This is a genomic window from Streptomyces sp. NPDC029526, from assembly GCF_040637405.1.
GTDB lineage: Bacteria > Actinomycetota > Actinomycetes > Streptomycetales > Streptomycetaceae > Streptomyces.
Genome location: NZ_JBEZWE010000001.1, coordinates 646,532 through 672,120 on the forward strand (window position 1 = coordinate 646,532; position 25,589 = coordinate 672,120).

Sequence of the window (25,589 nt, forward strand, 5' to 3'; positions counted from 1 at the left end):
CGCGTGACACCCGGGCGCGAGGCGTGCGCCACAGGCGCGTGACGCGCGCGGTGGGCCCCGGGTTCCCGCCGTCACAGTTTTTTCACACCCGTTGAACGGCGTCCCAGCCTCCTTCGTATGTACCGGTGGCCCGTGCTCCCCCGCGCGGGCCACCCACGCATGACGGGCCCGTTTCGTCCCCGGCGGGCCCGCCGTACACGGAGGTTCCATGCCCGACAACGTCACCTCGTTGTTCCGCAGCACCGCGGCGCACAGCCCGTCGATGGCGGCGCTGGCGCGGGAGAGCGACGGGGCCGGGCCGGTGGACTTCTGCATCCCCTGCAATCCGTACTTCCCCACCCCGGCCATGTTCGAGGAGATGGCGGCCCGGCTGCGCGACATCATCACGTACTACCCGAGCGGGGCCGACACGATCACGGCCGAGCTGTGCAGCCTGCTCCAGCTCCCCCCGCAGTGCGTGGCCATGGGCAACGGCTCCACGGAGCTGATCACCTGGATCGACCACCTCCTCGTCCGCGAGTCGCTCGCCGTCCCCGTGCCCACCTTCGGCCGCTGGACCGACCAGCCCATGGAGACCGGCAAGCGGGTCGACATGTTCCCGCTCCAGGAGTCCAGCGGCTTCGCCCTGGACCTCGCGCAGTACGGCGAGTTCATCCGGGCGCGCGGCACCCGGGTGGCCGTGATCTGCAACCCCAACAACCCCGACGGCGGCTTCCTGCACAAGCACGCGGTGGTGCAGTTCATGGACGCCATGGCCGACCTGGACCTGGTGGTGATCGACGAGTCGTTCCTGGAGTTCGCCGACGCGGAGAACGAGCCCAGCGTGGTGCAGGAGGCGATGCTGCGCCCCAACGTCATCGTGCTGCGCAGCCTCGGCAAGAACTTCGGCCTGCACGGCATCCGCTTCGGCTACCTGGTCGCCAACCCGGCGCTCGCCGGGCGGGTGCGCTCCATGCTGCCCAAGTGGAACCTCAACTCCTTCGCCGAACACGTGGTGTTCATGCTGAAGGAGCACGGGGCGGAGTACGCCCAGAGCCTGCACCAGGTGCGCCGCGACCGGATGGACATGTCCGGCCAGCTCTCCTCACTGCCCGGTCTGACGGTCTACCCGTCGCAGGGCAACTTCCTCTTCGTGCGCCTCCCCGTGGGCGCCGAGGGCACCGTGGTCCGGGACCGGATGCTCACCGAGCACCGGATCCTGGTCCGCGAGTGCGGCAACAAGATCGGTTCCTCCAGCCGCTTCCTGCGTCTCGTGGTGCGTCCCCAGGTGGACGTGCGTCGCCTGGTGTCCGGCCTGGAACAGGTGCTCTACGGGACGTCCAGGAGGGGAGCCGCCGTGTCCGAGCCCGCTCACGGGACCGGCTACAGCTCGGGCACGGCGGCGGTGGACCGCCTGGTGAGCGAGACCAACGGGGCCGGCACCCGGGGCCTCGCCGCGCAGGCCGTCGGGGCGGGCGTGCCGGGGCTTCCCGCCGCCGCGGCCGTCGGCACCGGCATGCCGCTCCCCGCCGCCGCGTCCGCCGCCCCGGCGGACACCTTCGGCGGGATGCCGGTGCCGGCGGCAGCCTCCCCGGGGCCGCAGCAACCACCGCAGCCGTTCCCGCAGCAACTGCCGCCCCCGGCACCGCAGTCGGCACCCGCCCCGGCGCCCGCCCCGCAGGCCGTGCCGCAGCCGGCGGCCGCGCAGGGGCCGGTGACGTACCCGGACCCGGTGCAGCTGCCCGTCCCGGAACCGGCGCAACTGCCCGTCCCGGAACCGCTGCCGGTGCCCGAACCGCAGCCGGTGCCCGCCGCCGCGGCGGCGTTCGCGGCGCCCCAGGTGCCGCAGCAGCCCTCGGGTCTCACCCCGCCCGGGGTGCCGGCCCGCGGCGGTCTGACCGCCGCCCAGGTGCGGGGCACCGACGGCCTCTCCGCCGCCCCGGCGACCGGCTGGCCGGGGGCCCAGTCCTGGCCCAACGCGGCGGGCTGAGCAGGGCGGAAGACACCGAACGGAGGCCGGACGCACACCGGGTGCGCGGGCGGAACGAACCGTCCCGGGCCGACGGACCGAACCCCGGAGGGGCCCCGCAGCGGACGGACCGGGCCCGGGACCGGCCCCGCTGCGGGTGGACTGACCGCGCCCGGGATCGCCCCCACAGCGGGCGGAGCGACCCCCGCAGCGAACCGACCGGCCCCGGGCGGACGGACCGGCGCGCGTCCCGCCGGGTGCGCGCCGGTCCACCCGGTCACCTCAGGACTTGCCCGGGCACTGCTTCCAGGCGAGGTGGTAGATCGTGCTGATGTCCCCGTCGGTGGAGTCCATCGTCATGAAGCTGACCTTGTGCGGGGACGAGGTGCCCGCGCTCAGCCGCAGCTCCGTGTTGATGTTGAAGTTGCGCTGCACTCCGCAGGGGGCCCAGACCAGTTGGGCCCAGTCGGTGGTGTCGGTGGCCTGCCAGTTGTCGTTGTAGGGGCCGGCGTAGTGGTGGGTGCGGTACTCGGTGTTCGGTGAGCCCTGGAAGTAGTACGAGGCTCTCTGGGTGCCCTTGGCGCCGGACTGGAGCGACGCGAAGCCGCGGTAGTCGGCGCTGGCCACGGCGTAGGTGAAGCCCTGGGGGACGTGGACGAGCAGGCTGAGCTGGCAGTTCTTGCGGAAGTCGGTGGGCCCGGAGTTGCCGCCCACCTGGGCGAGGTAGTCGCTGTAGGTCACCGTGAACGCGGTGTTGTCCGCCGAGACGGCGACGGCGGCGGTACCCGCGGGACAGCCGGAGCCGTTCACCGTGGCGACCTTGATGACGATCCTGTCCGGGGGCGGGTCCTCGAAGCTGCTGCCCGCGGACGGGTTGTGGGCGGGTATCGCGGCGGTCAGCAGCGTGGCCACCGCTGCGCTCATGAGCAGGCCACCAGCCATGGTTCTCCATCCGATCGGTGGGGGGTGTGCCGCCCGCCCGGGACCGGGCGGGCGGCGCCTTGTCGCACGACACTCATTGAAGCGTCATGCACATGCCAAACATGCGGAAGCGCGGCCCCCGGCCCCGTGAAGGAGGCATGAAGGTGCTGTGAAGGCCGGGAGCGGTGGAATCGTACGGAGCACCCCGCTCCGGAGGACAGGGCGAACTCCGGCCATTCACGTCCGGCGCATCGGGCGGGGACGAACCGGACGTAACGGGACCGCGGGTGAACGGCGGACGGCCGATTCGTAGACAATGGCCCACCAGCACCACCAGCAACCCCCGCGCCCGCCACGGCAGCAGGGCGGCGGGCAGCACGGCAGGAGGCGCTCCCTTGGAGCTCAGCAGGCGTACCTTCACCGCCCTGGCCGGGACGGCGGCGCTCGGTCTCGCCCTGGCCGGCAGCGGCGGGACGGCCACCGGCACCCGCGGGTCACGTGCCGTGCCGACGGGTCCGCCTCCCCCGCCGCCCACCGCCGACGGCCGGCGGCACCGGGTCGGCCACGACCGGTACTCGCTCCTCGTCGACGACCGGCGCCTGGTGCTGTGGTCCGGCGAGATGCACCCCTTCCGGCTGCCCAGCCCCTCGCTCTGGCGGGACGTGCTGCAGAAGCTGCGCGCCCACGGGTACAACGCGGTCACCGTCCCGGTCGCCTGGAACCACCACTCCCCCGCGCCCGGCGAGCACGACTTCGACGGCGTGCGCGACCTGGACCTGTTCCTGCGCACCGCCGCCGAGGAGCGGCTGTACGTGGTGCTGCGCCCCGGCCCCCGCATCGGCGCCGACCTGGACGCGGGCGGCCTGCCCGGCTGGCTGACGGCCACCGCGGGCGCCGCGCGCGGCGACGACCCGGAGTACCTGCGGCACGCCGACGCCTGGCTCGGCGCGGTCAACTCCATCGCGGTGCGGCACCTGTACACCAACGGCGGCGGCACCGTCCTGCTGTACCAGCTCCAGGACGCGGGGGACGCCGACCCCGCCCGGGCGCGCGCCGCCGCCGAGCGCGTGTACACGAGACTGCGCGCCGACCGCATCGACGTCCCGGTGTTCCGCACCGGCGGCCCCGCGGGCGCCCCCGACGCGCCGTGGCTGTACGCCGTCGAGACCGGCACCGCGCCCGGTCGGGTCCCGGCGGACCCGGCGCGCCTCGCGGGCGGCGCCGGCTCCCGGCCGCGCACCCCCGGCATCGTGGCCGCCGCGGCGCTGGGCGCGGCCGATCCGTGGGGCGGGGCGGTCTCCGGCGGCAAGGGCTACGGGGAGATCCGCCGGACCCGCGACGCGGCCCACGCGCGGCGCACCACGCTCACCTCGCTGGCCGGCGGGGTGACGGTGCACAACGCCCGCACGGCCTTCGGCGGCACCTCCTGGGGGTGGCTGCCCGGCACGAACGTCTACACCTCCTACGACCACGGCGCGGCCGTCGACGAGGCCCGCCGCGTCTCCCCCGAACTGGCCGCGATGCAGCAACTCGGACACCTGCTGCACACCGTGCCGGACCTCGCCCGGCTCGACCCGGCGAAGGAGGTCCGGGCGGAGGACGACCGGGTCACCGTGTACCACCTGGCCAACCCCGACACCGGCGCCCAGGTGTACGTGCTGCGCAACGACTCCGACGAGCAGGTCACCACGTCCCTGCCGGGCACCGCCGTCGACGCCCCGGTGCGCATCGGCCCGCGCGACGCCAAGCTGCTCCTCGGCGACGTCCGGCTCGGGCACCGCAGGCTGGCGTACTCCACCGCGCAGCCGATGCTCAGCCTGAACGCCGGCCGGCACGACATCGCCGTGTTCGCGGGCCGCCACGGGGAGATGGCGCAGGTCACCCTGGACTGCGACACCCAGCCGCTCACCAACCGCCTGGACCCGGAACCTGCCTGGTCCTACGACCAGGGCCGGCTCAACGTCGCCGTACCGCTGGGGGCGGGCGGACTGGCCCGGGTGCTGGTGGAGGACGGCGACTCCGGCACGCCGATGGTGCTGCTGTTCGTGGACGACGCGAGCGCGCAGCGGATGTGGCCGTACGAGACCCCGTCCGGCTCCCTGCTCGTCTACGGCCCGGCCCTGCTGCGGAAGGCCGAGGTGCGCGGCTCCACCGTCCACCTCACCGGGGACACCCTCGACGAGACCGGCATGGAGGTGTGGGCGCCGCGCGGTGTGACCGCCGTGACCTGGAACGGCCGCCCGGTGCGCACCACGGCCGGCCGGGCGGGGAGCCTGGTGCTGGAGGGACTGCTGCCGGGGGTGTCCGAGCCGAAGCTGCCGGCCCTGACGGGCTGGCGGCGGCGGGCGGAGAACCCGGAGGCCGATCCCGGGTACGACGACTCCGGGTGGCGGCGGGCCGATCTCACCGCGTCCGCCGGGGAGACGCCCGTGCCCGAGGGGCAGCCGGTGCTGTTCGCCGACGACTACGGCTTCCACTACGGCGACGTCTGGTACCGGGGCCGGATCCGCGACGCGGGCGGTCTGACGTCGGTGTCCCTGTCCTACCGCACCGGCACGCAAGGGCTGTTGATGGCCTGGCTGGACGGACGGCCGCTGGGCACCCACCGGATGCCGGTGCCGGACGCCGAGAGCGCGGACCGGGGCAGCTGGAAGGCCACGGTGTCCTTCGCCGTGCCCGGTGAGCTGCGCGGCCGGGACCGGCACGTGCTGTCGGTCCTGGTGCGGCCGATGCAGCACGCCGACGGGGAGGGACCCGACGGGTACCGGGCGGCGCGCGGACTGACCTCCGCCGGCTTCGAGGGCGCCGACGCCACCGTGCGCTGGCGGATCCAGGGGGCCGGGGAGCCGGACCGGGTGCGCGGACCGCTGAACAACGGCGGGCTGCACGGCGAGCGGGCGGGCTGGCACCTGCCGGGGTACGACGACGCGGACTGGCGGGCCGTGGACTCCCCGCGCGCGGACCGGCGGCAGGGAGTGGCCTGGTACCGCACGGAGTTCCGGCTGGGCGTCGACCCGGACGTGGACGCCTCCGTCGGCCTCACCCTGGACGACGACCCGGGGCGCGCCTACCGGGCGCAGATCTTCCTCAACGGCTGGAACCTGGGCCAGTACATCAACGACGTGGGCCCTCAGCACACCTTCGTGCTGCCCAACGGGATCCTGCGCACCCGGGGTTCCAACACCCTCGCCCTGGCCGTGCTGTCCGACGGGACGACCCCCTCCGGGCCGCGCGAGGTACGGCTGACGCTGATGGGGGCGGCCTCCGGCGGCATCCCGGTGGAGCCGGTGGAGTCGCCGGGCCGGTGAGCCACGGGCCGGCCGCCCGGCAGGACCGCACGGCCCCGCCCCGGGGTCACGGTGACGGGGCACGGAGCGGCCGGCCCGTCCGCTCCGCCGCGCCGCCCGTCGTCCGCCCCGCGTCAACTCCCCGGCCGGGCGGGCCCTATGGTCGTCCCGCACGGCCCGGGCGTCGCCGGTTTTCGCCTGACGCGGGCGGGCGCGGGCGCGTAGTCTCGGACGACGGTGACCACGGCGGTGACGGAAGCGGGGGACGCCATGGAGCGCGTGGACGCGGCCCTGGGCCCGGCCTCGTTCCTCAGCGACTTCTACCCCTCGTTCTGGTGGGTGCCGGCGGCCGTGCTGGCCGCCGCCCTGGCGATCAAACTGCCCACGATCATCCGGCTCTGGACGGATCCGCTGCTGCGCGCGGTCGGCGGGCTGCTGCTGCTGGCGTGCGCGGTCTTCGTGTTCGTCGCGCCGTCGACCATCGTCTGGGTCAACCGGGTCACCGGCATCCCCAACATCTCGGCCCCGTGGGTGTATTCACTGCTCACCGCGTTCTGCGGGTCCTGCCTGGTGCTGATCATCGCCTGGCGCAACGGCCTGTCGGAGCACTCCGCCTCCACGCGCCGCGCCACCCGCTGGGTGCTGTCCTGCTACGGCGGCGTGATCGTGCTGCTGTGGGTGCTGTTCGCCCTCGCCGACGTTCCCGTGGAACGCACCCGCGACCTGGACACCTACTACGCCACCACCCCGTTCATGCGCGAGGAGATCCTGCTGTACCTCCTCGCGCACACGGTCGCCGCCCTCATCACCTCGAAGCTGATCTGGAACTGGATCCGCACCGACGGGCTCGACGCGCTGCTGCGCTGGGGGCTGATGTTCCTGGGCATCGGCTACGCGCTGAACCTGGGCTTCGACGCCGCCAAGCTCACCGCCGTCGGCGCGCGCTGGGCGGGCCGGGACCTGGACTGGCTGAACCTCCACGTGGCGCCGGCGCTGGCCTGCCTGTCCGCGGTGTCGATCGCCGTCGGCTTCATCCTGCCGCACGCCGGCCAGTACCTGCACGAACGGTGGCGGCTGCGCCGGGCCCACCACCAACTGCGTCCCCTGTACCTGCTGATGCGCCGGGTGCACGGCTCCGGCGTGCCGTTCGCGCTGCACGCCAGCCCCGAACTGCGGCTGACCCGCCGGGAGACCTTCATCCGCGACGTGCTGCTGCCGCTGGCCCGGCGCATCGACGAACGGCTGCACGAACGCTCCCACGCCGCCGCCCTCGCCCTGGGGTTCGCGCCGGACCGGGCCAGGGCGCTCGCCGCGGCCGTGGCGATCCTGGACGCCGTGGAGGCCGGCCCTCAGGAGGACGGCGGCCGGGACGCCCGCGACCCGGACACCACGGACCTGCTCCGGGGCATCGGGGCGGTCTCCCGCGCCCTGCGCCGCCCCGACGACCTCCGCGCGGTGCGCGCCCACGCCACCGAGGCGGTGGCCCTGACCGAGTGACCCGCGCGCAGAGGTGGCCGGATCGACACCTCGCTTGGCATATTGCACGGGTGACCGAACCAGGCCAGGGTTCCGGGAGAACAGGGAGACCGCGGTGCGTACCAGGAAGGAGATGCGGCGTCTCGCCGACGCCCTCATCGACCCCATCCGGGTGGCGGTCCCGGCGGACCCGGAGGACCTGTTCGACGCCCTGGTCGCCTCGGTCGGCGCCTGGCGGGGGCGTGAGGTCGTCGTCCACCGGGCGGCGTTCCCGCCGCACACGGCGAGCGGGCTGTGGCTGGACCGGGAGAGCCACGACGACGTGGTGGTGGACGAACGGGCCGCGGTGTGGCACCAGATCGTGATCCTCTGCCACGAGGTGTGGCACATGCACCGGGCGGGCACCGGGCCCGCGTCCGCCGGCGTCCCGTCCGAACGGGTCGCCGCCCGCACCTGTTTCAACGAGGCGGAGGAGCAGGAGGCCGACCGTTTCGGCATGCTGATGGGCCGTCGGCTGCGGACCTGGCTGGAGGCCACCCCCGACTCCGTGTTCGCCACCGAGGGCGGCGCCGCCGAGGAGCCGCAGGACCTCGCCGCGCGCATCGGCGCCGCGCTGAACCACCGCGGGACCCGCCGGTGAACGGCCTGATCAACTACCTCAGTTGCGGGCTGCTCTGGCTCGGCCTGCTGGTCCGGGCGCCGGACCTGCTGCGGCACCGCGGCGATCCCTACCTGCGGGCCATCTGCGCGGTGCTGGGCCTCGCCGGGCTCTGCTTCGCGCTGGGCGCGCCCCCGACGGTCGGCGCGATCAACCGGCTCAGCGGGGTGCCCAACCTCGCGGCGCCGGTCACCTACGCGGCGATCACCGCGTACTGCGCCGCCTCCCAGGTGCTGATCGTGCACTGGCGGGGCGGTCCCCGGGTGCACCGCACCGCGCGGCGCTGGACCCTCGCCTACACCGGCGTGATCCTCGGGATCGCGGTGACGTTCGCGCTCGCCGACGTGCCCGAGGAGCGCCGGACCGACCTGGACACCTACTACGCGACCACGCCGTGGATCGCCCAGATGATCGTGCTGTACCTCCTCGCCCACCTGGTCGCGGTCGCCGTCACCACCACCTCGTCGCTGGCCTGGGCGCGCCGGGTGCGCGGCCGGCTGCGGGTGGGGCTGACGCTGTTCGGCGCCGGGTCCCTGTGCGGCGCCGGGTACAGCGTGGCCAAGCTCGTCGCGGTGGGCGCGCGGTGGACCGGACGGGACTGGTCGGCGCTGGGCACCGCCGTCTCCCCGGCGGCGGCCGGGCTGGGCGCGGTGACGACCGTGGTGGGCGTGCTGGTCCCGCTGGTCGGGCCGCGGGTGACGGAATGGCGGACGGCGCGCCGCACCTACGCCCGGCTGGCGCCCCTGGAGCGGCTCCTGGACGACCTGATCACCCGCCGCGCGCTGCGGCTGCCCCGTCCACGCTGCGCCTCCCCCGCCACCCGGCTGATGTGGCGTCAGACGGGCATCCACAACGCGCTGGGCCACCTGGACGCGTACTTCGACCGGCACCTGTACGAGCGGACCCGCGCGGCGGCCCTCGGCACGACGGGCGACCCGGAGTGGGCGGAGGCCGCCGCCTGGGCGGCGGTCATCACCGCGGCGGCCCGGGACGAGGCGGACGCCCGGCCCGGCACGCCCCCGCCGCACCCCGGCGGACGGCCCCTCGACCGGGTGCCCGGACCGGCCGGGCTGGCCCGCATCGCCGACGCGCTGGCCTGCGTGGCGCCGCCGCGGCGGGCCGCGCCGGTGGCGGGCGGCACGACCCCTGCGGGGACCGTGTGAGCCTTCTCGTCTACCTCGGCGGCCTGGTGTTCGGGCTGACGTCGGTGCTGATCGCCCGCCGCCCCCGGGCCGCGCTGCGCAACCCCCTCACCCTGTCCACCTGGCTGGCGATCGTGCTGGGCGCCCTGGTCTTCGTGTGCGCCGCCCCGCCCACCCTGGCCGCCGTCAACGACCTCACCGGCATCCCCAACTTCGGCGCCCCGCTGACCTACGGCATGCTCAACGCGTACAGCTGCGCCGTGCTGGTGCTGATCATCAACTGGCGGGGCGGGCCCCGGGAGCGGGTGCGGCGCCTGGTCCTGCGCACGGTGGCCGCGTACGGCGCGCTGACCGTCGCCCTGGTGGTGCTGTTCGCCCTCGCCGACCCGGACACCGAGCGGCTCACCGACCTCGACACGTACTACGCCACCACGCCGTTCCTGCGCGAGATGATCGTGCTCTACCTGCTGGGGCACAGCGCGGCGATGCTGGCGTTGGTCCGGGTGTGCCTGAAGTGGGGGCGGGAGGTCACCGGGTCGCTGCGCACCGGGCTGCGGCTGATCGTGCTGGGCGCGCTGCTGGACCTGGTGGGTTTCCAGCTGGCCAAGTACACGGCGGTGGTGGCCCGTTGGGCGGGGCACGATCTGGACGTGCTGTCCACCCGGGTGGCGCCGCCGATGGCCTCGCTGGCCGCCCTGCTGTGCTCGGCGGGGTTCCTGCTGCCCCGGCTGCTGCCGCCGGTGCTGGCCCACCGCCGGGCTCTGCGGGACCACCGGCGGCTGGAACCGCTGTGGGCCCTGGTGCGGCCGGCGTCCACCGCGCCCGGGCCGCACGCGGCCCGCTGGCTGCTGCCGCAGGAGCGGCTGCAGTGGCGCGAGGTGGCCATCCACGACGCCCTGCTGACCCTGGCCCCCTACTTCGACCACCGGCTCCGGGAGCGGGTGCGGGACGCCGCCCTGGACGCGGGCCGCTCCCCGCACCGGGCCCGGCTCGCGGCGGAGGCGGCCATGCTCACCGAGGCCGCCCGCCGCGCCGCCGCCCGCGAGGAACCCCCCGAGCCCGCCGCCACCTACCGGCTGCACGCCACCGAGGTGTCCGGCGCGGGCGGCCTGGTGGAACTCGCCGAGGAACTGAACCGTCCACCCGCGGCCTCCGACGGCGCGGTGCCGTCCCCGGTGGCCGACCCCCTGACCTGAGGAGCCCCATGTCGCGTAGAGCAGTCGTCATCGGTGCGGGCCTGGCCGGCATGCTGGCCGCCGCCGTCCTGTCCGACGCGGGCGTGGACGAGGTGATCGTGCTCGACCGCGACGCGTTGCCCGACGGCCCCGAGCCCCGCCGGGGGCTGCCCCAGGGGCGGCACGCCCACCTGCTCATGGCCGGTGGCGCACACGCCCTGGAGGAGCTCCTTCCGGAGGCGGACCTGCGCAAACGGCTGCTCGCCGCCGGGGCGCACGAGATATCCCTCAGCAACGGCATGCTCGCGCTGACCTCGGAGGGCTGGCTGCGGCGGTGGCGGCACGAGGGACCGGCCATGATCACGTGCAGCCGGGCGCTGCTGGACTGGGTGGTGCGCTCGGTGGTGCTGGAACGGCCGGCGGTGCGGATCCGCCGGTCGGCGGTGGTCGGGCTGACGGGATCCCTCACGCGGGTGGACGGGGTGCGGCTGGCGACCCCGGGCGGGGACACCGACCTGCCGGCCGATCTCGTGGTCGACGCGAGCGGGCGCGGCACCCGGGTCGTGGGCTGGCTGGACCGCCTCGGGCTGACCGGCGTCCGGGAGCGGACCGTGGACGCCGGGCTGGTCAACGCCACGCGCCTCTACCGGATGCCCGAGGGCGCCGAGCGGTTCCCGCTGACCGTCGTGCAGTCGGACCCGTACGCCTCCCGCCCGGGGCGCAGCGCGATGGTCATGCCGATCGAGGGCGACCGCTGGCTGGTGAGCTGCGGCGGTACCCGGGGCGGCGAGCCCCCGGCGGACCCGGAGGGGTTCCTGCGCTACACGCTGTCGGTGCGGGACCCGATCGTGGGACGGCTGATCTCCGGCGCCGAACCGCTCACCGACGTGCACCTGAGCCGGTCGACCAGCAACGTGCGGCGGTACCTGGAGAAGGCGCCGCGCTGGCCCGAGCGCTTCACGGTGATCGGCGACGCGCTGGGTACGTTCAACCCGGCCTACGGGCAGGGCATGTCGGTGGCCGCGTTCGGGGCGCGGGTGCTGGCCCGGGAGCTGGGGCGCGCGGAGCCGACCGCGCCGGGGCTGGGCCGGCGGGTGCTGCGCGGGGCCGCCCGCGCGGTGGACGCGGCCTGGTCGTCGGCCATCAGCCAGGACATCCACTACCCGGGGGTGCGGGGCGGCCGGCCGGGCGTCGCCGACCGGGTCGTCGGGGCGTACGCGCGGCGCATGATGCGGGCGGCCACCGGCTCGTACCCGGCGGCCCGCGCGGTCTGGGACGTCACCAGCATGCGCACCCCGGCGACCCGCATGTTCCGCCCCGACACCGTCCTGGCCGTGCTGGCCGGTTCACCGCTGCCCCCGTCGGACGAACCGCCGCTGACCCCGTCCGAACGCGCCCTGCTGGAACGCCTGGACCGCACCGGGGGCTGAGGCGTCGGCCGGCCGGGGCGCCCCGGTCCGCGCGGGCGGCCCCGGCCCACGGGTGTTGGTGCCGGCGGGGGTGCGGCCTTCGCTCGCCGGGCGCCTCGGTCGGACTCCTCCGCCGGGCGCCCCTCGTCGCTCGGCGGCCGCTCAGCCGCCGAACGCCGGCTGGGCCATTCCCTGTCCGGCGTCCGGCACGACCAGCAGGGACCCGGCCAGCGGGTGCGGGCCCGTCAGGCCCACGCGGGCGGTGGTGAGATACAGGTCGCTCAGGCCCGGACCGCCGAACGCGCAGGCGGTGACCCGGGGGACGGGGAGCGGGACGACCCGGTCCAGGGTGCCGTCCGGGGTGTAGCGGCGGACCGCCGCGCCGTCCCACAGGGCGACCCAGACGCAGCCGTCGGCGTCGACGGTGAGCCCGTCGGGGAAGCCCGCGCCCTCCTCCACCACGGCCAGGGGACGGCGGCCGGAGACCCGGCCGTCGGGACCGACGTCGAAGACGTCGACGCGGCGGGTGGGGGTGTCGACGTAGTACATCCGCCGGCCGTCGGGGCTCCACCCGGTGCCGTTGCTCACCGTCACGTCGTCCAGCACGGTCTCGGCGGTGCCGTCCGGCAGGAAACGGGTCAGGGTGCCGCCGCCGACGGCCTCGTCGTAGCGCATGGTGCCCGCCCACAGGGATCCGTCGGGGGCGACGGCGGCGTCGTTGCCGCGCCGGCCGGGGACGGGCTCACGGTGCAGCCAGCGGAAGCCGTCGTCGGGGTCGAGCAGGCCGATGCCGTCGCGCAGGTTGAGCACCAGGCCGCCGCCCGCGCGGGGCTTGGCCGCGCCCACGTGCTGGTCCAGGGTGCGGACGGTGCGCCGGCCGGTGGCCGGATCGTAGCCGTGCAGGCGGGCGCCGAGGATGTCGATCCACAGCAGGCGGCCGGTGGCCGCGTCCCACGTCGGTCCCTCGCCCAGGGCCGCCTCCGCCCGGACGGCCACCTCGTAGGCGGTGCGGGGCCGGCGGCTCACGACGGACTCCGGTGGCCGAGCCGCTCGGACAGGTCGGCGGCGCCCTTGACGGCGAGGCGTTCCAGCTCGGCCTGCCGTTCCCCGCTCCAGCGGATCATCGGTACGGAGATGGACAGGGCCGCCACCACCTGCCCGGTGCGGTCGCGCACCGGGGCGGCCACGCAGCTGACGTCGGGGTTGGACTCCCGGTTCTCCACGGCGACGCCCCGGGCGCGGATCGCGGCGAGCGCCTCGCGCAGTGCGGCCGGGTCGGTGATGCTGTCGGGGGTCATCGCGGTCAGCCGGGCGTCGTCCGGGATGCGCACGGCGAGTTCCTGCTCGGGCAGGGAGGCCAGCAGCATCTTGCCGACGGAGGTGCAGTGGGCGGGCAGCCGCCGCCCGGCCGCGGAGACCATCCGCACGGCGTGGGTGGAGTCGACCTTGGCGATGTAGATGACGTCGGTGTCCTCGAGGATCGCCACGTGCACGGTCTCGTCGCAGGTCTCGGCGATCGAGCGGGCCACCTGCCTGCCCTCGGCGGCGAGGTCGAGGTGTTCGGCGTAGCGGGCGCCGAGCTGGTAGGGGCGGACCCCCAGCCGGTAGCGTCCGGGCTCGCCCGGCACGGGGACCAGGTACTTGCGGGCGGCGAGCGTGGTCACCAGCTCGTGGACGGTGGTGCGCGGCAGTTGGAGCCGGCGCACGATCTCGGGGGCCGACAGCGTCCCGTCCCCGTCGAGGAAGAGCTCCAGGATGTCCAGAGCCCGGGTCACGGCTGGTACGAGGCGTCCCACGGCCGGCCCCCTCCCTGTCTGTCTCTGTGCCCGCTGCCGTTCGAGCCGCCGGAGCACCGCGGACGGTACCGGCGTTCGGTATATCAACAGGCGATCGGAATGACGAACACAGGCTAACCACCCACACCCGGCCGGGCAATGGCCCCGGTGCGGGGGCCTGCGGGACGGAGCGGGGCGGAAGGGAAGGGCGCGGAGGGAGGGAACAGGCCCAGCGGGCTGGGTGGGGTGGAAGGGAGCCGTGCGCGGCGGGAGCAGCTGCCCGCGCCCCGTGCCCGCTGCCCGTGGGGCCCCGGATCGCAGCCCGCGCCCGGCGCCCCCTGCCTCTGGGGCCCGTTGGCGGGCGCTCCGGGCATGCGGGCGAGGGCACGGGGGATGGGCCCGCGGGCGCGGGCGGGCGGGCGCAGGCGGACCGGCGACCAGCCGGCCCGGCAGTCAGGCGGCCGGCCCGGTCAGCCGGGCGGGCACGGACTCAGCGGCCAGGCGCGGACGAGACGAGTGGACGCAGGTGAGCGGGAAGCAGCGCGGCCGGCCGGGCAGGCCGGCGCCCGACCCCCCCGTGCGCCGCCCGGGCAGCCGCCCCCGCCGCTCAGCGCCGTGCCCGCGGGCCTCCCAGCTCGCCTCTCAACCGCTGGGCCCGCAGGACCAGTTCCAGCTCGAAGCGGCGGTCCGGGTCGTCGATCTCGTCGCCCCACAACTCCCGGATCTGGCGCAGCCGGTAGCGGACGGTCTGCGGGTGGACGCCGAGCCGGGCCGCCACCTCGGGTGCGCCGCCCCGGGTCTCCAGCCAGGCCAGCAGGGTCTCCGCGAGCCGCCGTCCGTGGGTGGGGCCGCAGTGGGTGAGCGGGGCCAGACAGCGCTGCGCCAGGTCGTCGATCAGTTCCTCGGGCTGGAGCAGCACCAGCGCCTCGGTGTGTTCGGTGCAGTACAGCACCTCCCCGGCGGGCAGCAGCCCGCGCCGCATCAGCCGCACGGCGGCCTCCGCCCAGCGCAGCGACTTCGCGGCGTCGGCCAGTGGCACCGGCGGCCCGATGGCGCCGGACCAGCCGGCCAGGGCGCGGTGCAGCAGGTCGGAGCGGCCGGCGGCGTCCGGTTCGGGGACGACCATGCGCGGCTCCTCGTACTCCATGTCGAGCAGCACGCCCTGCCCCACGGCGGGGGCGACCGCCTCGCGCGCGGGGCGCCGCAGGACCCCGACCGCGACCTTGTCCGGCAGCGGCCAGCCGATCCGGGCGGCCCGCTCGCCGAGTGCCTCGGCCGGGTCGCCCCGGTGCTGTTCGGTCAGCAGCACCTCCATCAGCCGGCGTTGCAGCCGCAGCCGTTCGCCGGCCTGGCGGGCGGCGGCCTCGGCGTAGCCGCGCACGGACTGGTCGACCAGGCCGTCGAGGTACTCGTAGCCGGCGTCGACGAGTTCGTACATGGCGGGCGGCGGGATGTCGATGCGCTGGCCGATCTCGGCGAACCGGCGCCAGGCCAGCCGGACCCCCAGCCGGTAGATGGCCTGGAGCGAGTCGAGGGACCGGCCGTGCAGGCCCTCTCCGCGCCCGAACTCCTGGAAGACGCCCGGCGGTACGGTCGGCCGGCCGGCCGAGTAGTCGGCGTGCTCCAGGTGGCTCACGAAGACCTCGATGGCGCGGCGGATGCCGATCAGGGCCATCGGCTCGCCGGAGTCGTCGAGGACCACGGGCAGGTGCGGGTACTCGCGCCGGATCTCGTTCATGATCTCCTGCGCGAGCGCGGGCGCCTCGGCCATGGCGATCTCGGCGAAGCGGCGCACCTGGTGACGCGGCACGTCGTGCCAGGCGGAGCGGGCCGTGACCGTCCTGACCGGGCCGGTGGGAGCCGTCACGGCTCAGCTCCCCTGCCCGGCCTGCTCATAGGTGATCAACGGGGTGTTGGGCTGGTCGGGCACCGTTTCCAGCAGTGCGACCGCGCCGAACGCGGCGGCCACGGCCAGGGCCGCGCCGAGCGCGACGGTCAGGGTGGCGGCGATCAGTCTGGACATGGCTGGGTCAGCCTCTCTGTCGGGAGGTTCCCCACCCCCGCACGTGACCGGCCACCCCCGCCTGTCCCGCTCCAGTGTCGACACGACATTGACACCTCGTCAAGGGGCGCATACCGTTCCCGGCCCATAAGGGGTGTCGGGTGGACCAGCCCTCTCGCATGCGCTCATGCCCGCGGTGGCGACCCTCGCGCGTCGCGCCGACCCAAAGCCCCTGGAGTGCCCGGATGCGTCGTACAGCTTCCCCGTTTTCCCTGATCCTGCTGGGTCTCGGCACCTTCCTGCTGGTGCTGGCCCCCCTGCTGGCCTGGTACGTGAAACCCCGGGCGGCCGTCAATCCGGTCGACATCGACACCACCGCGGTCTACGAGGGCCGGGGCAGCGTGTTCGACACCGGGAAGATCGAGACCGTGCCGGACCAGCGGATCACGGTCACCCAGCGGGTGCGCGGCAACGTCGAGGCGAGCGAGCGCAGCGGCCACGCCGTGTGGGACGTGATCACCTCGGTCGACACGGACGAGTCGCTGCCCGCCGCGGATCCGCACGACGCCCTGGACCTCAACCCGCACCGCTGGGTGCTGGACCGCCGGACCACCGAGCCGGTGCACTGCTGCGGGGAGTCGCCGCGCATCGAGGGCGAGGCGTACCTGAAGTTCCCCTTCGACGTGCAGAAACGCTCCTACCAGTGGTGGGACAACACGCTCGGGGACACCGTCGTGCTGAAGTACCGGGGCACCAAGAAGGTGCAGGGCTACACCGGTTACCGGTTCACCGGTTCGGTGCCGCCCACCCGGGCCGGCAGCCGGCTGGTGCCGGGCAGCCTCGTGGACCAGCCGGAGCGGCCGCAGGTGCTGGCCGAGGAGTGGTACGCCAACCACGGCGTGGAGCTGGTCGTGGACCAGCGCACCGGCCGGGTGATCTACGCGCAGACCGGGCCGAAGCGCACGCTGCGGGCGCCCGGCGCGGACGAGGACGCGGCGGTGCTGCTGGACGCGAAGAGGATCGCGTTCACCCCGGAGACGCAGCGCGAGGCCGTACGGCAGGCCGAGCGGGACAGCGGGCAGCTGCGCCTGGTGGGCGAGACGCTCCCGGTGGGCGCGGTGGTGGCCGGTTCGGTGCTGGCGGTCGCCGGGGGGCTCCTGGTGGCCCGTGGGCGAAAGCAAGAGGACCGGCCGGATTCCACCGGTACGTCCGGAACGCCCCAGCCGGTGCTCACGAAATGACATCGCGCCGGCTTCAACAAAGCCGGAAATTGTCACATCGGTGAGTAGCCGTGGGGGACGGGGCGGCGAAAACTGTCCCACTCCACCCAAGCACCGCACCGCCCGCACCCCGCGTCCCGCACGGTCCGGGGAGTCCCGTCCCGGGACCCTCCGGTCCGGAACCCACCCCGTCACCGACCGACCACCCGCGCCACCGGTCCCGCCCGCCGCACGCCGGCGCACCCCACCGCGCCGGCCCCGCGCACCGCGTTCCCCACGCCACGTTCCTCACTCCGAGACGAGTTGGAGCACCGATGCCCCAGCACGTGCCGTCCCGCCCTCCCCTGCCGGCCCCGGCCGGACGGGGGGACTCCCCGCGCACCGCGGCCGTCACCGCGACCGCGCGCCCTCCGGCGCTCCCCCCGCACCCCCGCCGGATCGTCTTCCTCGCCCACCGCGACCTGGACAACCCGTCGGCCGGCGGCTCCGAGCTGCTGGTGGACCGGCTGGCCGACGGCCTGACCCGGCTGGGCCACCAGGTCACCCTGCTGTGCGGGGGACCCGCCTCCTTCCGTGAGTACCGCGTGGTGTCGGCGGGCGGCCCCTACGGCCACTACCTGCGGGCCCGTTCCGCCTTCGCCCGCCAGGTCGGCGACTGCGACCTGCTGGTCGAGGTGTGCAACGGCATGCCGTACCTGGCCCCGCTGTGGCACCGCGGGCCCACCCTGTGCCTGGTCAACCACGTGCACACCGACCTGTGGGCGATGCGGTTCGGCGGCCCGCTGGCCCCGGCCGCGCGGCTCGGACGGCGTCTGGAGCACTGGGCGCTGACCGGGGCGCGGCAGCGCGGCCTGCTGGTCGCCGTGTCCCCGTCCACCGCGGACGCGCTGAGCGGGATCGGGGTGCGGCGCGACCGGATCCGGATCGTGCACAACGGCGTGGAGGAGCCCGGTCCGCGCACCTCCCGCTCCGTCGAGCCGCTGTTCGTGGCGGTGGGCCGGCTGGTCGAGTACAAGCGCGTCGACCTGCTGCTGCGGCTGTGGGAACGGGTCCGCCCGGTCACCGGCGGCCGGCTGGTGATCGTCGGCGACGGGCCGGAGCGCGGGCGCCTGGAGCGCCTGGCCGGACCCGGCGTCGAGTTCGCCGGACACGTCCCGGAGGCGGAGAAGCACCGACTGCTGTGCGCGGCCTGGCTGCTGCTGCACCCGTCCGCCGTGGAGGGGTGGGGCCTGGTGGTCACCGAGGCCGCCGCCCGCGGCACCCCGGCCGTCGCGTTCGACGTGCCCGGGCTGCGGGACTCCGTGGTGGACGGCGAGACCGGCGTCCTCGCCTCCGGCGAGTCCTCCTTCGCGGCGGCCTGGTGCACCCTGGCGCTGTCCGGGGCCCGCCGGGAACGCATGGGCGAGGCCGCCCGCGAGCACGCCGCCCGGTTCCGCTGGGACCGCACGGTCCGGCAGTTCCGCGCGGTCGCGACCGAGGCGGTGCGGAGCTGGCGGCCATGAGCGGCAGAGGGCGGAAGGACCCCTCGATACGCCGCTCCCTCGCCCTCTTCCGCGCCTTCCTGCGCGAGCAGGAGGACCCCGAGACCTGCTACGCGCTGCTCGCCCGGGACGCCGCCGACCAGGTCGAGGCGTACGACGGTCCGGTGGCCGGCCGGGTCGTCGTGGACGTCGGCGGCGGCAGCGGGCACTTCACCCGGGAGTTCCGCGCCCGGGGCGCCCAGGCCCACCTGTTCGAGCCCGACGTTCGGGAGCTGGCCGAGAAGCCGCCCGAGGGGACGGTGATCGCCGACGGCTACCTGCTGCCGCTGTGCGACGGCGCCGCGGACGTCACCTTCTCCTCCAACGTGCTGGAGCACGTGGCCGATCCGCAGACCTTCCTCAGCGAGCTGGTCCGGGTCACCCGGCCCGGCGGGCTGATCTACGTCTCCTTCACCAACTGGCTGTCGCCGTGGGGCGGGCACGAGTGGGCCCCCTGGCACTACCTCGGCGCCGAGCGGGCCCGCGCCCGCTACGAGCGCCGCACCGGCAGGCCCGCCAAGCACCGGCTCGGCGAGAACCTGTTCCGCGTGCACATCGGCGGCACCCTGCGGCTGGTGCGCGCCCGCGAGGACGTGACGCTCGTGACGGCGCGGTCCCGCTACTGGCCCTTCCTCACCCAGACCGTGGTCCACGTGCCCGGTCTGCGCGAGTTCGCTACCTGGAACCTCCTTCTCATCCTCCGGCGGTGTCCCGAATGACGACCACGGTCCAGGCTCCCCCTCCGGCAGCCGTCCCGACGCGCGCGGCCAGCGCGGGCCCTCCCGAGGGCCCGCGCTCGCGGCGCTGGCTGCTGGGCTTCTGGGCGGTGGTGTTCGCCCTGCTGCTCGCGGTGCAGCCGGGACGGCAGACCTTCGACACCAAACTCGGGGTGACGGTCGATCCGGGCCGCTTCCTGAAGGACCTGGGCCAGTTGTGGCACGACCAGAACTCCTTCGGCGGCATCCAGGACCAGTACATCGGCTACGTGTGGCCGATGCTGCCCTTCCACTGGCTGGCCGACCTGGTGAACCTGCCGGTGTGGCTGGCCGAGCGGCTGTGGATGTCGCTGATCGTGGCGGTCGCCTTCTGGGGCGCGCTGCGCCTGGCGGAACGGCTGCGGGTGGGCAGCGGCGCCTCCCGGCTCCTGGCGGCCACCGCCTACGCGATGTGGCCGGTGTTCACCGCCGTCATCGGCTCCACGTCGGCCGCCGCGCTGCCCGGCGCGTTCCTGCCGTGGGTGCTGCTGCCGCTGGCCGACGAACGGTACTCGGCCCGGGTCGCCGCACTGCGCTCGGCGCTGGTCGTGCCGTTCATGGGCGGCGTCAACGCGGCCTCCACGCTGGCGTCGCTGCTGCCCGTCGGCCTGTACCTGCTGTCCCGCCCGCGCGGACCGCGGCAGCGCAAGCTGATCGCCTGGTGGACCCCGGCGATGATCGTGGCGACGGCGTGGTGGTGGATCCCGCTGCTCCTGCTGGGCGTCTACGGCGAGAACTTCCTGCCGTTCATCGAGACCGCGAAGACCACCACCGACACCATGTCCGCCACCGAGGCGCTGCGCGGCGGCGGCAACTGGGTCGCCTACCTGCACTTCGGTGAGGCGTGGCTGCCGGCCGGCTGGACCGTCGCCTCCTCGGTGCTGGTGATCGTCTGCTCGGCCCTCGCGGCCGGCTTCGGTCTCGCGGGCCTGGCCCGGCGGGACATGCCGGAGCGGCGCTGGCTGGTGCTGACCGTGCTGGTGACGGCGCTGATCCTGCTCGCCGGGTACGGCGGCGCGTTCGGGGCGCCCTTCCACGGTGTGGTGCAGGACTGGCTCGACGGCTGGCTGGCCCCGTTCCGCAACATCTACAAGTTCCAGACCGGCCTGGCGCTGGCGCTGGTGCTGGGGCTGGCCCACCTGGTGGGCGTGGCGGCGGCGGAACGCGGCGGGCGCCCGGTGCGCGGCCGGCGCCTCGCCCCGCTGGCGGCAGCGGTGCTGGTGCTGCCGGGGCTGGTGTTCCCGTACCTCAACGGCTCGGTCCTGAACCCCGGTTCGTTCCAGGAGATCCCCAAGTACTGGTACGCCACCGCCGACTGGCTGAAGAAGTACTCCCCCGACTCGCGGGCCCTGGTGGTCCCGGCGACCGCACACGGCATCCACACCTGGGGTTCGACCATCGACCAGCCGCTGGACGTGGTCGCCGGGTCGCGGTGGGCGCAGCGCGACTACGTGCCGTTCGGCACGCCCGGCAACCGGCGGGCCATGGACGCCGTCGAACAGGCCCTGCTGACCGGCTCCGAGGTGCCGGGGCTGGCCGACTACCTGAGCCGCGCGGGCATCTTCTACCTGGTGGTCCGCAACGACCTCGACCCCGAGCAGGTCGGCCAGGTGCCGACGGCGGTCGTCAAGCGCACCCTGGAGCAGTCCGGGTACCAGCGCGTCGAAGGGCTCGGACCGGTGATGACCGGCGGGGTCATCGCGCAGGACGCCCCGCTGGCGGTGGAGGGCCTGTACCCGCGGCACCGGGCGGTGGAGATCTACCGCCCGGCCGGTGCGGACGTCCCGCGTCCGGGTCAGGCGGGGCTCGCGCCGGTCGCGGACACCGCCGTGGTCTCCGGCGGGCCCGAGGCACTGCTGCCGGTGGCGGACTCGCTGCGCGGCCGGCCGGCCGTGCTGACCGGCGACCGGCACCCCGGGCTCGGCACCGCGCCGCTGCAGGTGACCGGTGACGGCATGCGGTACGCGGACACCCGCTTCGGCCTGGTCAACGCCAACACCTCGTACACGTACACCCGCGACGAGCGCAACGCCCCGGACGCGGAGCAGGACCCGGGCGAACGGCCGCGGCAGATCCTGCCCACCGAGGGCCTGCGCCACCAGACGGTGGCCGAACTGCGGGGGGCGAAGTCGGTGACCGCGTCCTCGTACGGCAACTGGCTGTTCCACCTGCCCCAGTACGACCCGGTGAACGCCTTCGACGGCAACCCGGACACCGCCTGGGCGGAGGGCTCCGCCGAGTCGCCCGACGGGCAGTGGCTGCGGATCGCCTTCGACGAGGACGACTACGCGATGCCGGACGCGATCGGGGTCCTGCCGCTGCCGCAGGACGGCGTGCGGGCGGCCCCGACCCGGGTGCGGGTGGAGACCGAGAAGGGCTCGGTCACCTCCTTCGTCCAGGCCAACGGCAAGAAGCAGCGGATCCGGGCGCCCGAGGGCCCGACGTCCTGGATGAAGCTCACCATCGTCGGCTCGACCGCCGAGCGTCCCGGCCTGACCGGGGCGGGCTTCGCCGAGATCGAGCTGCCGGACGTGCAGGTGACCCGGCTGCTGCGGCTGCCCGAGGACGCGGAGGACTCCACCTCCCCCGTCCAGATGGTGTCGCTGCACCGGGCCGCCGACCCGACCGGGCTGTCCCTGACCGGCAGCGAGGCCGGCCTGCACCGCACCTTCACCACCGGCACCGCGGGCACCTACGAGCTGTCCGCGAAGGCGGTGGCGGTACCGGGCGAGGCACTGGACCGGCTGCTGTACGAGGTGGCACCGGAGCAGCGCCGACGGGTGGTGGCCACCGCGGACTCCACCGCGCGCCTGGGCGCCGGCCTGTCGGCCCGCAACCTCACCGACGGGGACCTGACCACCGCGTGGATCGCGGGCGACCGGCCGACGATCCACCTGAGCTGGTCCGGCAAGGAGGAGATCGGCGAGCTGGTGCTGCCGCCCGCCGGTGGCCTGTCGGCCAGGGCGGCCGAGGTGCACATCAGCTCCCCGGACGGTGCGGCGATCGCCGCCGTCGACGAGACCGGCATGGTCCGCTTCCCGCCGATCACCACCGACCGGCTGGACATCACCGTCACCCAGACCGCACCGCTGACCCTGCACAACCCGGTCGTCGACGACGACCTGCAACTGCCGGTCGGCCTGACCGAGGCGTACCTGCCGGCCCTGGAGGACGAGACCCGCACCGAACAGCCCTCGCGGAACCGCGCGTTCGCCCTGGAGTGCGGCAAGGGGCCCGTGGTGGCGGTGGACGGCCGGCTGTACGAGACGTCCGTGAAGGGCACCGTGGGCGACCTCACCGACCGGCGCCAGGTCGACGTGACGCTCTGCCAGGGCGGCGAGGGCGACTCCCGGCTGGAGCTGTCGGCCGGGAAGCACCGGGTGGAGGGCGGGGACGCCGGGCCGCTGGTGCTGACCGACGTCACCCTGGTCCGGGGCACGGTCCCGCAGCCCGCGACGACCGGGCGGGACCTGGAGATCCGGGACTGGCTCGGCGACCAGCGGGAGGTGACGGTCGGTTCGGGCGCGGCGTCGTACCTGACGACGTACGAGAACTACAACGAGGGCTGGACGGCCACCCTCGACGGCAAGGAGCTGACCCCGCTGCGGCTGGACGGCTGGCAGCAGGGCTGGCAGATCCCGGCGGGCGCGGGCGGCACCGTGAAGCTGTCCTACGGCCCGGCCACCACCTACGACGCCGCGCTGATCGGCAGCGGGGCCGGGATCGCGGTGCTGATCGGGCTGGTGCTGTGGCGCCGCCGGGCCGAGAACCCGGACGCCCCGCAGCCGGTGCCCCCGCAGCCGGGGCTGTGGCTGGGCGCGGTGGCGCTGACGCTGGCCGGCGTGGTCGTCGCGGGCTGGTGGGCGCTGCTGGTGCCGGCGCTGGCGGTGCTCGCGGCGCGGCGGCACACGCTGCTGGTGCCGATCGCGCTGGTGTCCCTCGCCGGGGCGGGCGTGGCAGCGGCCGTCGGAGCCGGCGAGCCGGTGGGCGCGGGTTCCGGAGCCTTCGGCCACGTCGCCCAACTCCTGGCCCTGACCGGCCTGTTCGCGGCCCTGGTGAGCATCGGCGAGGCGTCCGGCCGGGCGACCGGGCCGGAACCCGACGGCGCCGGGGGCCGGGACACGGGGACGACGGAGGTCCTGCCCCCCGTCCCGGCGACGGCACCACCGCCGCCCCCGGCCCGGCCGGACGGCACCCGGCGGGACGCCGGGGGACGGGGGGAGCCCGGATGACCGCACCCCTGCGCATCCCGTTCCCGGTGGTGGACGAGGTCTCCCGGCACTGCGCCCAGGAGGCGGAGCCGGAGACCGTCCACATCGAGGTGCACCTGCCCGGACGGCTGGACCGGGACCGGCTGCGCAAGGCGTTCACCGAGGCGCTGCGCCGGCACCCGCGCGTCCTGATGCGCGAGGCCGGGGGTCCCTGGTACCGGCGGCGCTACGAGTGGGAGCTGACGGACGGCCCGGACGTGGAGGTGGTGACCTTCGCGCCGCCGGGCGCCGCCGCCCTCCGGGACGCGCGCACCCGGGCGCTCACCGAGGCGCCCCCGCTCACCGCGTCCCCGCCGGTCCGCCTGGAGGTGATCCCCTCCGGGGGCCCCTCCGACGGCCGGGCGGGCGGTGGGGAGGGGGACTCCCCCGCCCCGCCGCCGGGCGGCACCGCGCTGGTCCTCACCCTCAACCACACCGCCCTGGACGGCCCCGCCTGCCTGCGGATCGTGGCCACCGCCGCGGAGATCTACGGCGGCCGGGACAACGCCCCGGCCGCGCCGCCCGTGCGGCCGGCCGACGAGCCGCAGCCGCCGCCCGACCTGCCGTCGAACTGGTCGCCGCCCGCCCGGGTGGCCCCCGGGCGGCCCGGGACGGTGCCCGGCAACGGGCTGCTGGTCACCGAACTCACCCTGCCGCACCGGCCGAAGGGCTCCCCGTACACCGTCAACGACCAGCTGATGGCCGCCACCGCGCTGACCCTGGTGCACTGGAACCGGGAGCACGGCGCCCGGCCCCGCCCGCTGCGCATCACCATGCCGGTGGACGACCGTCCCCGGGACGCCGGCATGCCCATCGGCAACGGCACCCGGCTGGTCGAGGTGCCCTTCGCGCCGGAGGAACTGGACCCGGCCCTGATGCCGGAGCTGCTGCGGCGCACCGCCCGCCGCACCCGCGCCCTGAAGGCCCTGTCCCGGCCGCAGCTCGGGCACGGCGCCGCCCTGCTCACCGCGCCCTGGGCCCCGGTGGTCTGCCGGGCCGCCCTCACCCGCGCCCTGCGGCGCACCGCGGCGCCGTGGACGTCGACGACCCTGCTGAGCAACATCGGCCGGATCCCCTATCCGCTGGACTTCGGCGAGGAGGCGGGCCGCGCGCTCGCGGTGTGGTTCTCCGCACCGGCCCGGATGCCCCGCGGCCTGACGTTCACGACCGCGTCCACGGCGGGCCGGCTGCACCTGTCCCTGCGCTGGTCGCGCACCCTGCTCGGCCACGGCGACGCCGTCCGGCTGCGCGAGCTGTTCACGCACTACCTGCACGCGACGGAGGCGACGCCGTGACCACCACCGCTGCCCCGCCCCCCGGCCTGCGGGACTTCTACGAGAACCCGGCGGTGCCGGTGGCCTCCGGCGCCTCCCGCAGCCGCCGCCAGGCCCGGATGCTGGCCCGCGCGCTCGGCCCGGCCGGGCCCGGCGGCGCGCGGACGGTCCTGGACATCGGCTGCGGGGACGGCACGGCCGCCGCGACCGCCGCCCCCTTCCTGCGCGGTCACCGCCTCGTCGGCGTCGACTGGTCGCAGGACGCGCTGGCCCGCGCCCGCACCCGGCTGCCGTACGCGGTGCGCGGTGAACTCACCGACGGTGGCCTGCCGTTCGCGGACGCCTCGGCCGACGCGGTGCTCTTCAGCGAGGTGCTCGAACACCTCGTGGACCCGGACGCGGCCCTGGACGAGATCCGCCGCGTGCTGCGCCCCGGCGGCCACCTGATGCTGTCCACGCCGAACCTGGCCGCCTGGTACAACCGGGCGCTGCTGCTGGCCGGGGTGCAGCCGGTGTTCTCCGAGGTCAGCCTGCGCGGCATCCACGGCCGGCCGGGCAGCGAGGTGGTGGGCCACCTGCGGCTGTACACCGCCCGCGCGCTGCGGGAGTTCGTCGCCGCGTCCGGCTTCACCGTCGAGGCGCTGAGGGGCGCCCCCTTCCACGGGGTGCCGCGCCCGCTGCGCGCGGTGGACCGGCTCGCGTGCGCCCGGCCGCCGCTCGCCTCGATCCTGCTGCTGCACGCACGCCGGACGTGAGGGGGGCGGGGGGCCATGTGGT

Annotated in this window: 18 protein-coding genes; 13 read left to right on the top strand and 5 right to left on the bottom strand. The window is 75.3% G+C overall.

Annotated features, from left to right (window positions below):
* The first annotated feature begins 208 nt into the window (after nt 1–208).
* A complete protein-coding gene (locus AB0F01_RS02865) occupies nt 209–1,969 on the top strand; it encodes a histidinol-phosphate transaminase (protein WP_362089313.1) in 1,761 nt (586 codons plus the stop codon).
* Between the two features lie 261 nt (nt 1,970–2,230).
* Here the strand turns inward: AB0F01_RS02865 and AB0F01_RS02870 are convergent, their stop codons facing one another.
* Nucleotides 2,231–2,890 carry a DUF4360 domain-containing protein gene (locus AB0F01_RS02870; RefSeq protein WP_362089314.1) on the bottom strand — a complete coding sequence of 220 codons (660 nt, stop codon included), beginning with the start codon at nt 2,888–2,890 and terminating at the stop codon, nt 2,231–2,233.
* 374 nt (nt 2,891–3,264) lie between these two features.
* Between AB0F01_RS02870 and AB0F01_RS02875 the strand changes: the two genes are divergently transcribed.
* The 6 genes from AB0F01_RS02875 (at nt 3,265) to AB0F01_RS02900 (ending at nt 12,037) form a co-directional block, all read left to right on the top strand.
* Entirely contained in the window at nt 3,265–6,177 is a 2,913-nt protein-coding gene (locus tag AB0F01_RS02875) for a beta-galactosidase (protein ID WP_362089315.1), read from the top strand.
* A 249-nt stretch (nt 6,178–6,426) separates the two neighbouring features.
* The gene (locus AB0F01_RS02880; protein ID WP_362090209.1) at nt 6,427–7,653 is read left to right on the top strand and encodes a DUF6545 domain-containing protein; all 1,227 of its coding nucleotides are present in this window, start codon (nt 6,427–6,429) and stop codon (nt 7,651–7,653) included.
* A 94-nt stretch (nt 7,654–7,747) separates the two neighbouring features.
* On the top strand, nt 7,748–8,272 hold the full coding sequence (locus AB0F01_RS02885) for a toxin (protein ID WP_362089316.1): 525 nt from the start codon (nt 7,748–7,750) through the stop codon (nt 8,270–8,272).
* Nucleotides 8,269–9,453 carry an MAB_1171c family putative transporter gene (locus AB0F01_RS02890; protein WP_362089317.1) on the top strand — a complete coding sequence of 395 codons (1,185 nt, stop codon included), beginning with the start codon at nt 8,269–8,271 and terminating at the stop codon, nt 9,451–9,453. Before AB0F01_RS02885 ends, AB0F01_RS02890 begins: the two co-directional genes overlap by 4 nt.
* Nucleotides 9,450–10,628: an MAB_1171c family putative transporter gene (locus AB0F01_RS02895; protein WP_362089318.1), complete on the top strand. Its 1,179-nt coding sequence runs from the start codon at nt 9,450–9,452 to the stop codon at nt 10,626–10,628. The genes AB0F01_RS02890 and AB0F01_RS02895 overlap by 4 nt, the downstream gene beginning before the upstream one ends.
* Nucleotides 10,629–10,636: 8 nt before the next feature.
* Nucleotides 10,637–12,037, top strand: a complete 1,401-nt coding sequence (locus tag AB0F01_RS02900) for an FAD-dependent monooxygenase (protein ID WP_362089319.1) — start codon at nt 10,637–10,639, stop codon at nt 12,035–12,037.
* A 141-nt stretch (nt 12,038–12,178) separates the two neighbouring features.
* Here the strand turns inward: AB0F01_RS02900 and AB0F01_RS02905 are convergent, their stop codons facing one another.
* The 4 genes from AB0F01_RS02905 to AB0F01_RS02920 all read right to left on the bottom strand — a co-directional run bounded on the left by AB0F01_RS02905 (nt 12,179) and on the right by AB0F01_RS02920 (nt 15,814).
* Nucleotides 12,179–13,042 carry an SMP-30/gluconolactonase/LRE family protein gene (locus AB0F01_RS02905; RefSeq protein WP_362089320.1) on the bottom strand — a complete coding sequence of 288 codons (864 nt, stop codon included), beginning with the start codon at nt 13,040–13,042 and terminating at the stop codon, nt 12,179–12,181.
* The gene (locus AB0F01_RS02910; RefSeq protein WP_362089321.1) at nt 13,039–13,812 is read right to left on the bottom strand and encodes an IclR family transcriptional regulator; all 774 of its coding nucleotides are present in this window, start codon (nt 13,810–13,812) and stop codon (nt 13,039–13,041) included. The genes AB0F01_RS02905 and AB0F01_RS02910 overlap by 4 nt, the downstream gene beginning before the upstream one ends.
* A 586-nt stretch (nt 13,813–14,398) precedes the next feature.
* Nucleotides 14,399–15,658, bottom strand: coding sequence for a helix-turn-helix domain-containing protein (locus AB0F01_RS02915; RefSeq protein WP_362089322.1), 1,260 nt, complete (start codon nt 15,656–15,658; stop codon nt 14,399–14,401).
* Nucleotides 15,659–15,661: 3 nt separating this feature from the next.
* Complete coding sequence (locus tag AB0F01_RS02920) at nt 15,662–15,814, bottom strand: hypothetical protein (RefSeq protein WP_362089323.1); 153 nt, start codon at nt 15,812–15,814, stop codon at nt 15,662–15,664.
* Between the two features lie 224 nt (nt 15,815–16,038).
* Here AB0F01_RS02920 and AB0F01_RS02925 point away from each other — a divergent pair, with 224 nt between their 5' ends.
* The 6 genes from AB0F01_RS02925 to AB0F01_RS02950 all read left to right on the top strand — a co-directional run bounded on the left by AB0F01_RS02925 (nt 16,039) and on the right by AB0F01_RS02950 (nt 25,567).
* Nucleotides 16,039–17,034, top strand: coding sequence for a DUF3068 domain-containing protein (locus tag AB0F01_RS02925; protein ID WP_362089324.1), 996 nt, complete (start codon nt 16,039–16,041; stop codon nt 17,032–17,034).
* A 293-nt stretch (nt 17,035–17,327) separates the two neighbouring features.
* On the top strand, nt 17,328–18,515 hold the full coding sequence (locus AB0F01_RS02930) for a glycosyltransferase family 4 protein (protein WP_362089325.1): 1,188 nt from the start codon (nt 17,328–17,330) through the stop codon (nt 18,513–18,515).
* Entirely contained in the window at nt 18,512–19,252 is a 741-nt protein-coding gene (locus AB0F01_RS02935) for a class I SAM-dependent methyltransferase (RefSeq protein ID WP_362089326.1), read from the top strand. Before AB0F01_RS02930 ends, AB0F01_RS02935 begins: the two co-directional genes overlap by 4 nt.
* The gene (locus AB0F01_RS02940; protein WP_362089327.1) at nt 19,249–23,520 is read left to right on the top strand and encodes an alpha-(1->3)-arabinofuranosyltransferase; all 4,272 of its coding nucleotides are present in this window, start codon (nt 19,249–19,251) and stop codon (nt 23,518–23,520) included. The genes AB0F01_RS02935 and AB0F01_RS02940 overlap by 4 nt, the downstream gene beginning before the upstream one ends.
* On the top strand, nt 23,517–24,833 hold the full coding sequence (locus tag AB0F01_RS02945) for a condensation protein (protein WP_362089328.1): 1,317 nt from the start codon (nt 23,517–23,519) through the stop codon (nt 24,831–24,833). The genes AB0F01_RS02940 and AB0F01_RS02945 overlap by 4 nt, the downstream gene beginning before the upstream one ends.
* Nucleotides 24,830–25,567 carry a class I SAM-dependent methyltransferase gene (locus tag AB0F01_RS02950; RefSeq protein WP_362089329.1) on the top strand — a complete coding sequence of 246 codons (738 nt, stop codon included), beginning with the start codon at nt 24,830–24,832 and terminating at the stop codon, nt 25,565–25,567. The genes AB0F01_RS02945 and AB0F01_RS02950 overlap by 4 nt, the downstream gene beginning before the upstream one ends.
* The last annotated feature ends 22 nt before the right edge of the window (nt 25,568–25,589 follow it).

Coding starts and splice junctions, on each gene's coding strand:
- AB0F01_RS02865 (WP_362089313.1), top strand. CDS start 209: ATGCCCGACAACGTCACCTCGTTGTTCCGCAGCACCGCGGCGCACAGC.
- AB0F01_RS02870 (WP_362089314.1), bottom strand. CDS start 2,890: ATGGCTGGTGGCCTGCTCATGAGCGCAGCGGTGGCCACGCTGCTGACC.
- AB0F01_RS02880 (WP_362090209.1), top strand. CDS start 6,427: ATGGAGCGCGTGGACGCGGCCCTGGGCCCGGCCTCGTTCCTCAGCGAC.
- AB0F01_RS02900 (WP_362089319.1), top strand. CDS start 10,637: ATGTCGCGTAGAGCAGTCGTCATCGGTGCGGGCCTGGCCGGCATGCTG.
- AB0F01_RS02920 (WP_362089323.1), bottom strand. CDS start 15,814: ATGTCCAGACTGATCGCCGCCACCCTGACCGTCGCGCTCGGCGCGGCC.
- AB0F01_RS02925 (WP_362089324.1), top strand. CDS start 16,039: ATGCGTCGTACAGCTTCCCCGTTTTCCCTGATCCTGCTGGGTCTCGGC.
- AB0F01_RS02930 (WP_362089325.1), top strand. CDS start 17,328: ATGCCCCAGCACGTGCCGTCCCGCCCTCCCCTGCCGGCCCCGGCCGGA.
- AB0F01_RS02935 (WP_362089326.1), top strand. CDS start 18,512: ATGAGCGGCAGAGGGCGGAAGGACCCCTCGATACGCCGCTCCCTCGCC.
- AB0F01_RS02940 (WP_362089327.1), top strand. CDS start 19,249: ATGACGACCACGGTCCAGGCTCCCCCTCCGGCAGCCGTCCCGACGCGC.
- AB0F01_RS02945 (WP_362089328.1), top strand. CDS start 23,517: ATGACCGCACCCCTGCGCATCCCGTTCCCGGTGGTGGACGAGGTCTCC.